Genomic DNA, 10,548 nt, shown 5'->3' on the forward strand with positions numbered 1-10,548 from the left:
GCCCACGCGAGTTCGCGTGGGCGGGGCGCCCCTTTCGTCTTCGTCCGACTGCCGGACGCGCCGTCAGTTCTCCTCGGCCTCGAAACCGCGCAGCAGATCGGCGGCGACGCTCACGGCGATGGTCGCGGGTTCCTTGCCGGTGACGTCGGCCAGCCCGATCGGGGTCTTGATCCGGTCGATCGCAGCGTCGTCGTGCCCGCCCTCGGTGGCGAGGCGCTTGCGGAACCGCGCCCACTTGGGCGCCGACCCGATCAAGCCGATCGAGCCGAGATGCGTCGTCCGCAAGGCGGCGTCGCACAGCGCGGCGTCCTCGGCGTGGTCATGCGTCATGATCAGGATGTGGGTGCCGCGCGGCAGCTCGTCGAGCACCTCTTCCGGCAGCAGCGGCGTGTGGTGCGGGTGCACCTGCGCCACCGCGTCCGCCAGCACGCCGAGCCGCTGCTCGGTGAGCATGTCGGCGCGACTGTCGACCAGGTGGAGGTCGAGGTCCTGACGGGCCAGGATGCGCGCCAGTTCCAGGCCGACGTGGCCGACGCCGAAGATCGCCACCGCCCGTACCACGGGCAGCGGTTCGAGCAGCACCTGGACGGTGCCGCCGCAGCACTGCACGCCGTGCTGGTTGCTGACCTTGTCGTTCAGGGCGAAGTCGATCAGCTCCGGCTCCGCATGGGATCCGGCGATCATCTCCCGAGCCCGGTCGATCGACACGGCCTCGACATTGCCGCCGCCGATCGACCCCCATGTCTCGGTGTGCCCCACGACGAGTTTGGCGCCGGCGTCGCGCGGGGCGTGGCCGCGCACGGTCGCGACGGTCACCAGCACGCCGGACTCCCGGCGTGCCCGCAACCGCGCGACCGCGGCGACCCAGGTCATGTCAGGCACCGCTCAGCACTGCCGCGGCGTGGCCGTCGCGGGCGTCGGCGTCCTGGCGGGCCGTCTGGATCGCCCAGTACACCGCTTCCGGCGTCGCGGGCGAGGCCAGCTCGACGCCGGTCCCGCCGGGCCCGAACGCGGCGGCGGCCTGCCGCAGCGCCTCGCGCACCGAGAACGCCAGCATCAGCGGGGGCTCGCCCACCGCCTTGGACCCGTACACCGCGCCCTCCTCGGTGGCGTTCTCCAGGAGCGTGACGTTGAACTCCTCGGGCATCTCCGAGAAGCTCGGCAGCTTGTAGGTGCTCGCCGCCTGGGTCTGCAGCCGACCGCGGTTCGGCCCGTCGCTGGTGTCCCAGCGCAGGTCCTCCAGCGTCAGCCAGCCCGCGCCCTGCACGAAGGCGCCCTCGACCTGACCGATGTCGATCATCGGGGACAGGCTGTCGCCGACGTCGTGCACGATGTCGACGCGCCGGATCCGGTACGCGCCGGTGAAGCCGTCGACCTCCACCTCGGTCGCGGCGGCGCCGTGGGCGAAGTACTTGAACGGCGAGCCGCGGAACGTCTTGGCATCCCAGTGCAGCCCCTCGGTCCGGTAGTAACCGGCGGCCGACAGCTGCACGCGCTGGAAGTACGCAGTGCGCACCAGGTCGTCCCAGGCCAGCTCCTTGTCGCTGCCCAGGGTGCGCGCGACGCCCTCGACGATGCGCACGTCCGAGGCGTTCGAGCCCAGCTGGGACGCGGCCACCCGCAGCAGCCGCTCGCGCAGCTGCTCGCAGGCGTTCTTGATCGCCCCGCCGTTCAGGTCCGCCCCGGAGCTGGCGGCGGTGGCGGAGGTGTTGGGCACCTTGTCGGTACGCGTCGGGGCGAGCCGGACCTTGTGCAGCGGGATGCCCAGGGTGGTCGCGGCCACCTGCATCATCTTGGTGTGCAGGCCCTGGCCCATCTCGGTGCCGCCGTGGTTGATCAGGACCGAGCCGTCCTTGTAGATCAGGACCAGCGCGCCGCCCTGGTTGAAGGCGGTGAGGTTGAACGAGATGCCGAACTTCAGGCCGGTGATCGCCAGCGCCCGCTTGGTGTGCGGGTGCGCGGCGTTGAAGGCGGCGATCTCGCGCTTGCGGTCCGCGACGCCCGCGTCGCTGTGCACCTGCCGCCAGACCGTGGAGATCCGTTCGGGCTGGGTGACGGGCTGTCCGTACGGCGTGGTCTGGCCCTGGCCCGGCTGGTAGAAGTTCCGCTCCCGCAGCTCCATCGGGTCCAGGCCGAGCCGCGGCGCGCAGCGGCCCAGGATGTCCTCGATCACCAGCATGCCCTGCGGCCCGCCGAAGCCGCGGAAGGCGGTGTTGGAGACCGTGTTGGTCTTGGCGATGCGCCCGGCGACATGCGCGTTGGGGATCCAGTACGTGTTGTCGATGTGGCACAGCGCCCGTGCCAGCACCGGCTCGGACAGGTCGAGGCTCCAGCCGCCGTCCGCGGTGAGGGTGGCGTCCAGGGCCTGGATGCGGCCGTCCGCGTCGAAGCCGATCTTCCACGAGGCGTGGAACCCGTGCCGCTTGCCGGACATGGTCAGGTCCTGGGTCCGGTTGAGCCGGAACCGGACCGGTCGGCCGGTCAGCTTGGCGCCGAGCGCGGCGATGGCCGCGAACCCGTGCGGCTGCATCTCCTTGCCGCCGAAGCCGCCGCCCATCCGCAGGCACTGGACCGTCACCTCGTGGCTGGGCACGCCGAGCACATGCGCGACGATCTCCTGGGTCTCCGACGGGTGCTGGGTGCTGCTCTGGATGAACACCTGCTCGTTCTCGTCGACCAGGGCCAGCGCCGCGTGCGTCTCGAGATAGAAGTGCTCCTGCCCGGCGAACTGGAACTCGCCGGTGAACACGTGCGCGGAGTCGGCGAAGCCCGCCTCGACGTCGCCGGTCGTCATCACGGGCTGGGCGCCGTGGTAGCTGCCCGCCGCGATCGCGTCCTGCAAGGTGACCAGGGACGGCTGCTCGTCGAGTTCCACCTCGACGGCGGCGGCGCCGAGCCGGGCCGCCTCCAGGGTCTCGCCGAGCACCCAGGCGACCGCGTGGCCGTGGAACATGACCTCGTCCGGGAACAGCGGCTCGTCGTGCTTCATCCCGGCGTCGTTGAGGCCGGGCACATCGGCGCCCGTCAGCACCCGGACCACGCCGGGCACGGCGAGCGCGGGCTCGGTGCGCAGCGCGGTGATCCGGCCGCGGGCCTTCATGACCTGGACCGGGTAGGCGTGCAGCACGTCCTTGGTGCGCTGGACCAGGTCGTCGGTGTAGAGCGCGGCGCCGGTGACATGCGCGGCGGCGCTCTCGTGCGGCATCGAGACGCCGACGACGGGCTTTTCGGGACGCTCGGACAACTGGCTCATGACGACACCGCCTCGGTGGTTTGCGCGTGCAGCTTCAGCAGGCTCTGGCCGAGCATCGCGGAGCGGTATTCGGCGCTGGCGCGATGGTCGTTCATCGGGGTGCCCTCGGCGCGCAGCACGCGGGCCGCGGCCTCGGCGGTGTCGGCCGCCCACGGCTTGCCCTCCAGGGCCGCCTCGGTGTCGAGCGCGCGGATCGGGGTGGCGGCGACGCCGCCCAGGCCGACGCGGGCCTTGCGGACGATCCCGTCCTCGATGTCGAGCGCGTAGGCGACCGCGACGCTGGAGATGTCGTCGAAGCGCCGCTTGGCGATCTTGTGGAAGGACGTGACCGGCGACAGCGGCAGCGGGACGCGCACCGCGCGGATCAGCTCGCCGGGGCGGCGCACGCTCTGCCGGTAGCCGGTGAAGTAGTCGGCCAGCGGGACCTCGCGCTCGCCGTCGGCGTCGGCGAGCACCAGCGACGCCTCCAGGGCGAGCAGCACGGGCGGGCTGTCACCGATGGGCGAGCCGGTGCCCAGGTTGCCGCCGAGGGTCGCGCCGTTGCGGATGAGCCGGGACGCGAACTGCGGGAACAGTTCGGCGAGCAGCGGGACGCTGCCGTCGAGGCGGCGTTCGATCTCGGTGAGCGTCAGCGCCGCCCCGATCTCGATGACGTCGGATTCGACGCGCAGCTCCCGCAGTTCGGGCAGCCGGTCGACGGCGACCACGCAGTCCGCGCGGCGGGAGCGGATGTTCACCTCCACACCCCAGTCGGTGGAACCGGCGACCACCACCGCGTCGGGCCGCTCGCGCAGCAGCCGCAGCGTCTCGGCCAGAGTGTCCTTGCGTACGAACGCCCTGTCGTCCTGCGTGTACTCGGTGGCGACCGGCGCGGGCGGGGACTGCTCACGGCGCTGCGCGAGCGGGTCGGCCTCGGTGGGCGCGCCGACGGCGTAGGCGGCGTCGCGGATCGGGCGGTAGCCGGTGCAGCGGCACAGGTTTCCGCTCAGCGCGTGCAGATCGAAGCCGTTCGGGCCGTGCTCGGCGTCGGTGCTGTCGGAGCCGGTGCTGGCGGCGTCGACGCCGTCGGTTCCGTCGGCCGGGGAGGCGTGCGCGCAGCGGTCGGGGCGGTAGTACTCGGCGGCCATGCTGCAGATGAAGCCCGGCGTGCAGTATCCGCACTGGGAGCCGCCGCGTACGGCCATCTCCTCCTGTACGGGGTGCAGCGCGGGCGGCGTCCCGGCCTCGCCTTCGGTGGCGAGGCCTTCGGAGGTGATGACCTCCTGGCCGTCGAGCGCGGCGGCCGGGACCAGGCAGGCGTTGACCGCCACCCAGTCGGTCGGCTTGTTCACACCGGGGCGGGCCACCAGGACCGAACAGGCGCCGCACTCTCCCTCGGCGCAGCCTTCCTTGGTGCCGGTGAGGCCGCGGTCGCGCAGGAAGTCCAGCACCGTGGTGTGGGGCGCGGCCGGCGCGAGCGGCGTCTCTTTCCCGTTGACCGTGATCCGCGCCGCCGTCATGACAGGACCTCGGCTCGGTGCGCGATCGGTCGGTTCATTGTGTTCGCCAATTTCGGGCAGCTTTCTGTGCTCAGACGCGCCGCGTGCGAGGTGCGGGGCGGAAATGCGGGCGGAAAACGGCAGGCAACGGCTATGTGCCGGAAGTGACAGGGGTGACGGGACACCCGGAGTGCGCCACAGACGGGCGCGTCAGAACGGCGGGGTCAGCAGCCGTGCGCGATCCGACCCGGAACCCAGGCGGTGCACTGGGCGAGGCGACCGAGATCAGAGCAGAGGTACATGCGCTGGTCGCCTCCTTTCGATAGTCCAGGGATCTACGATTATCGAAAACTAGTAGCTGGGCCCATGGCGGTCAAGAGGTTGTCCTGAATATCTCATGAACCGACCGCTTGGGCATCGCCTGCGGCGGTGTCGGCGAACTGGGTGCGGTACAGCTCGGCGTACCGGCCGTCCGCGGCGAGCAGCTCCTCGTGCCGTCCGCGCTCCACGATCCGGCCCTCCTCGACGACCAGGATCTGGTCCGCCGCGCGCACCGTGGACAGCCGGTGGGCGATGACGACGGCGGTGCGTCCGGAGAGCGCCTCGGCCAGGGCCTCCTGGACGGCCGCTTCGGAGGTGTTGTCGAGGTGGGCGGTGGCCTCGTCGAGGATGACGACGCGCTGCCGGGCGAGCAGCAGCCGGGCGATGGTCAGCCGCTGCCGTTCCCCGCCGGAGAGCCGGTAGCCGCGCTCGCCGACGACGGTGTCCAGGCCGTCCGGCAGGGAGGCGACGAGGCCGTCGAGGCGGGAGCGGCGCAGCGCGTCCCACAGCTCGTCCTCGGCCGCTTCGGGCCGGGCGAGCAGCAGGTTGGCGCGGACCGTGTCGTGGAAGAGGTGGCCGTCCTGGGTGACCATGCCGAGCGCCCCGCGCAGTGAGGCGGCGCTCAGGTCGCGTACGTCGACGCCGCCGATCCGTACGGCGCCCGTGTCGGCGTCGTACAGGCGCGGCACCAGCTGGGCGATGGTCGACTTGCCCGCGCCGGATGAGCCGACCAGGGCGACGGTCTGGCCGGGCTCGGCGCGGAAGGACACGCCGTGCAGGACCTCGTCGCCGCCGCGGGTGTCGAGCGAGGCGACCTCTTCGAGCGAGGCGAGGGAGACCTTGTCGGCGGACGGGTAGCCGAAGCGTACGTTCTCGAACTCGACGGCGACGGGTCCTTCCGGGACCTGGCGGGCGTCCGGCTTCTGAGCGATGAGGGGCTTCAGGTCGAGGACCTCGAAGACCCGCTCGAAGCTGACCAGGGCGGTCATCACCTCGACCCGCGCACCGGCCAGCGCGGTCAGCGGCGCGTACAGCCGGGTGAGCAGCAGGGCGAGGGCGACGACCGCGCCGGGGTCGAGGGAGCCGCGCAGGGCGTAGAAGCCGCCGAGGCCGTAGACCAGGGCCAGGGCGAGGGCGGAGACCAGGGTGAGCGCCGTGATGAAGGCCGACTGCGCCATGGCGGTGCGTACGCCGATGTCGCGCACCCGCCGGGCCCGCTCGGCGAACTCCTCGGACTCGGCGCCGGGCCGCCCGAAGAGTTTGATCAGGGTGGCGCCCGGAGCGGAGAACCGCTCGGTCATCCGGGTGCCCATGGCGGCGTTGTGTTCCGCGGCCTCGCGCTGGAGCTTCGCCATGCGGGCGCCCATGCGGCGGGCGGGCACCACGAACACCGGGAGCAGGACCAGTGCGAGCAGGGTGATCTGCCAGGACAGGGTGAGCATCACGGCGAGGGTCAGCAGCAGGGTGACGCTGTTGGATACCAGCCCGGACAGGGTGCCCGAGAAGGCCCGCTGGGCGCCGATGACGTCGTTGTTGAGGCGGCTGACCAGGGCGCCGGTGCGGGTGCGGGTGAAGAACGCGACCGGCATCCGCTGTACGTGGTCGAAGACGGCGGTGCGCAGTCCCAGGATGAGGTCCTCGCCGAGGCTGGCGGACAGCCAGCGGTTCAGCAGTCCGAGCCCGGCCTCCGCGAGGGCGATGCCCGCGATCAGGAGGGCGAGGCGGATGACGACGCCGGGGTCGTCGCCGCGGACGATGGCGTCCACGACCTGGCCCGCGAGGACAGGTGTGGCCACGGCGATGACCGCGGCGATGACGCTGACCAGCAGGAACTGCAGGATGCGGCGGCGGTGTGGGCGGGCGAAGGCGCCGATGCGGCGCAGTGTGGCGCGGGTGAAGGGGCGGCGGTCCTGCTGCGCTTCCATGACGCTGCGCAGCTGCGTCCAGGCGGTGGTTTCCATGCTCATGAACAGCACGCTAGGACCTCGACCAAACTTGAGGTCAAGGAATGGATCAGCCGCCGATCAGCCGCCGATCACGCACAAGGCGACGCCCCGACCGGACGGGGGGGTGTGCCGGTCGGGGCGAGCCGTGCAGGGGACTGAGGCGGTCGGGGAAACCACCTCGTCCGCGCCCACACCCGTATAAACGCCCCGCTGTCCGGAATTGTTCCCCCTTTCGGGGGAGGATCCTCACGGCCTCACGGCCTCACGGCGGCGGGTGAGGAGGGTGAGGATCCTCCGGACAGCGGGGCGGTACGGGCGCTCAGGGCAGCAGCACCCAGTCCGCGGCCAGCGCGGCGGCCAGACCGGCCCCCAGCAGATAGCTGCCGAGCCGGGTCCTGCCCCGGCGGCTGAGTTCGATCACCAGGCCGCAGAGGATCAGCAGCAGCCCGTACACCCCGACGACCAGGACGGATGACCGGTTCGCCAGGCGTACCACGAGCACCACGGCCGCCGCCGCCATCAGCACCAGGGCCACGGTGATCCGGATCAGCCGGGCCTGGCGCGGTGTGGGCCCCCGCCGCACGACGTCCTGTTCTTGATCAGCTGTGGTCATGGCTCTGGATCGTAATGGGTCGGTCAGGGCTTCCCGGCGCGCAGTTCCTTCGCCAGCGAGACGACGGCCGCGGGGTTGCGCGGGCTCTCGACCAGGTCCACGTAGTCCAGGACGACGATCCGGTCGTTCTTGACGGCCGAGACGTTCGCGAGCGGCGGGTGGGACTTGAGGAACCGCCGCTTCTGTTCGGCGCTGGTGTCCCCGTAGTTGTTGATCACGATGACCTCCGGGTCGCGTTCGACGACGGTCTCCCAGCCGACCGTGGTCCAGCTGTCCTTGAGGTCCTTCATGATGTGGTCGCCGCCCGCCTTGGTGATGATGTCGTGCGGTCCGGCGTAGGCGCCCGAGGTGAGCGGCTTGTCCTGGCCCGCGTCGTAGAGGAAGACCCGCGGCCGGTCCTCGCCTCGGGGCGCCTTGGCCTCGGCGTCGGCGACCTGCTTGCGGAACTGCGCGACCAGGCTCTCGGCGCGATCCTGCACGTCGAAGAGCTTCCCCAGGTTGCGCAGGTCGGTGTAGAGGGCGTCCAGCGGTGACATCACCCCGCGCGCCTTGCCGCGCCCGTTGCGGCACGACTCGGTCAGCAGGTAGGTGTCGATGCCCAGCCGGTCCAGCTCGGTCGGTGTGAAGCCGATGTCCTCGCTGAAGCCGTAGTTCCACCCCGCGAAGACGAGGTCGGCCCTGGCGTCCAGCACCAGTTCCTTGTTGATCCTCTTCTTGGAGAGCCAGGTGGTCTTCTGGTAGGCGTCCTTCCACGGGACACCGCCCAGGTCCCCCTTGTCGTCGGGCATCACATAGCCCGCCATGCGGTCCTCGAGGCCGAGCGCGAACATGATCTCGGTGATGCCGACGTCGTTGGTGACCACCCGCCGGGGAGCCTTGTCGTACGTGACCTTCTCCCCGCAGTTCTCGATCGTCACGGGGTAGCGGTCATCGGCCTTGGCTTCGGCCTTGCTGTCGGTGTCGCCTTCGGACGTGACCTGGGCGCCGCAGCCGCTGAGCGCGAGGGCGGCGGCGATCAGCAGAGCGGCGGTGGGGCGTACGGAGAGGGTCAACGGGACTCCTGGGAAGCGGGCCTGGCGGCCGTGAGACGGTCGAAGATCAGTTGGATCGCGCCGGATTCGGGGTGCGGCACGCGGTGCGCCCGTACTCCGAACACGTCGGCGAGCAGTTCGGCGGTGAGGACGTCGTGCGGCGCGCCCGAGCCGACGACGCGTCCGGCCTTGATGACGTGCAGCAGGTCGCAGTGGACGGCTGCGAGGTTGAGGTCGTGCAGCGAGGTGAGCACGGTGAGCCCGCTGTCGCGCACCAGGGACAGCACCTCCAGCTGCTGGGCGATGTCCAGGTGGTTGGTGGGCTCGTCCAGGACGAGGACGCGTGGCTCCTGGGCGAGCGCGCGGGCGATCAGCACGCGCTGCTTCTCGCCGCCGGAGAGGGTGAGGATCCCGCGGTCGGCGAGGTGCCCGGCGCCGACCCTGGCCAGCGCGTCCAGGCACGCCCGCCGGTCGTCGGCGGTGGTCCTGGCCGCCGACCGCTGGTGCGGCAGCCGCCCCATCGCGACCACTTCGGCCACGGTGAAGTCGAACTCGGTAGCCGCCTCCTGGGGCAGCGCGGCCAGTCGGCGCGCGCCTTCTCGGGCGTTCAGCGCGCTCAGGTCGTCGCCGCCGATCCGGACGGCGCCGGCGGACGGCTTGAGCGCCCGGTAGACGCAGCGCAGCAGGGTCGACTTGCCGCTGCCGTTGGGCCCGACGAGCCCGACGACCTGTCCGCTGCCGACGCCCAGCGTCACCTCATCGACCAGCCGGGCGCCGGCGATCTCGACGGTCAGTTCATCGATGTCGACGCGCATCACGCAGCACCTCCGAAGGCGTAGCCGCGGCGTCGCATCAGCAGCAGGAAGGACGGCACGCCGATGACCGCGGTCAGCACTCCCACCGGCAGCTCGGTCGGGGCCAGGACGACGCGGGACAGGATGTCCACCCAGATCAGCAGGACCGCGCCGAGCAGCGGCGCGACGGCCAGCACCCGGCGGTGGTCGGCGCCGACGAGTATCCGCGCGGCGTGCGGCACCATCAGACCGACGAAGCCGATCGCGCCGCTGACCGCGACGACGGCCCCGGTGACGGCCGCGGCGAGCAGGAACAGCTGCCTGCGCAGCCGCTCGGCGTCCATGCCGAGCGCGGCCGCCGTCTCGTCGCCCATCGCGAGCACGTTCAGCCGCCGCGCGGACACCGCGAGAAAGCCGAGCCCGGCGAGTACCGCGACCGCGGCGATCGGCACGGCCCGCCAGGTGGCTCCGGCGAGGCTGCCCAGCAGCCACATCATCGCGGAGCGGGCGGCCTCGCCACGCTCGGCCATGAACACCATGAGGGTGCTGACGGCCGAGAAGCCGTAGTAGAGCGCGGTGCCGGTGAGAACGAGCCGCAGCGGGGTCAGTCCGTGCGCGGTGCGCGCGACCGCGTACACCAGGGTCATGGCGCACAGCGCGGAGACGAACGCCGCCGCGGACAGCGCCCAGACGCCGAGCGCGCCGAGCGCGCCGAAGAGCAGCACGGCGTTGGCGCCGACGGCCGCGCCGGACGAGATGCCGAGGGTGAAGGGGTCCGCGAGCGCGTTGCGGACCATGGCCTGGACGGCGACGCCGACGGCCGCGAGCCCTGCGCCGACGACGGCGGCGAGCAGGGCGCGGGGGAAGCGCAGTTCCCAGACGATGGTGTACGCGGCCACCTCGTCGGGGGCGATCGTCCCGCCGCTCAGCCCGGCCCACAGGTGGCGCAGCACCTCGCCCCAGGTGAGCCCGGACGCGCCGAGCCCGGCCCCGCAGACGAGGGAGAGCAGCAGCGCGGCGGCGAGTGCGGTGAGCAGGGGCGGCAGCGGGACGCGCCGGGGCGGCGCGGGTCCGGCGCCGGCGGGCGGCGGGGACGGTGCGGCGGTGGGCTC

General features: G+C 71.9%; 8 protein-coding genes. All 8 read right to left on the minus strand.

The window, feature by feature from the left end; translation table 11 throughout:
* Nucleotides 1-63 precede the first annotated feature (63 nt).
* Nucleotides 64-873, minus strand: coding sequence for a xanthine dehydrogenase accessory protein XdhC (xdhC, locus tag ACX6XY_RS29265; protein ID WP_460337368.1), 810 nt, complete (start codon nt 871-873; stop codon nt 64-66).
* A 1-nt stretch (nt 874) separates the two neighbouring features.
* Nucleotides 875-3,253 carry a xanthine dehydrogenase molybdopterin binding subunit gene (gene xdhB, locus ACX6XY_RS29270; RefSeq protein ID WP_460337371.1) on the minus strand — a complete coding sequence of 793 codons (2,379 nt, stop codon included), beginning with the start codon at nt 3,251-3,253 and terminating at the stop codon, nt 875-877.
* Complete coding sequence (locus ACX6XY_RS29275) at nt 3,250-4,752, minus strand: xanthine dehydrogenase small subunit (protein WP_460337373.1); 1,503 nt, start codon at nt 4,750-4,752, stop codon at nt 3,250-3,252. Before ACX6XY_RS29275 ends, xdhB begins: the two co-directional genes overlap by 4 nt.
* Before the next feature lie 374 nt (nt 4,753-5,126).
* Complete coding sequence (locus ACX6XY_RS29280) at nt 5,127-7,019, minus strand: ABC transporter ATP-binding protein (protein ID WP_460337375.1); 1,893 nt, start codon at nt 7,017-7,019, stop codon at nt 5,127-5,129.
* Between the two features lie 298 nt (nt 7,020-7,317).
* Nucleotides 7,318-7,611, minus strand: a complete 294-nt coding sequence (locus tag ACX6XY_RS29285) for a hypothetical protein (protein ID WP_460337378.1) — start codon at nt 7,609-7,611, stop codon at nt 7,318-7,320.
* A gap of 23 nt (nt 7,612-7,634) precedes the next feature.
* Nucleotides 7,635-8,663: an ABC transporter substrate-binding protein gene (locus ACX6XY_RS29290; protein ID WP_460337381.1), complete on the minus strand. Its 1,029-nt coding sequence runs from the start codon at nt 8,661-8,663 to the stop codon at nt 7,635-7,637.
* The gene (locus tag ACX6XY_RS29295; protein ID WP_460337384.1) at nt 8,660-9,457 is read right to left on the minus strand and encodes an ABC transporter ATP-binding protein; all 798 of its coding nucleotides are present in this window, start codon (nt 9,455-9,457) and stop codon (nt 8,660-8,662) included. Before ACX6XY_RS29295 ends, ACX6XY_RS29290 begins: the two co-directional genes overlap by 4 nt.
* Nucleotides 9,457-10,548 (minus strand): FecCD family ABC transporter permease (locus tag ACX6XY_RS29300; RefSeq protein WP_460337387.1); only part of this gene is annotated, 1,092 nt, incomplete at its 5' end. The genes ACX6XY_RS29295 and ACX6XY_RS29300, both read right to left, overlap by 1 nt.

The sequence above is a fragment of the Streptomyces sp. O3 genome, from assembly GCF_054788135.1.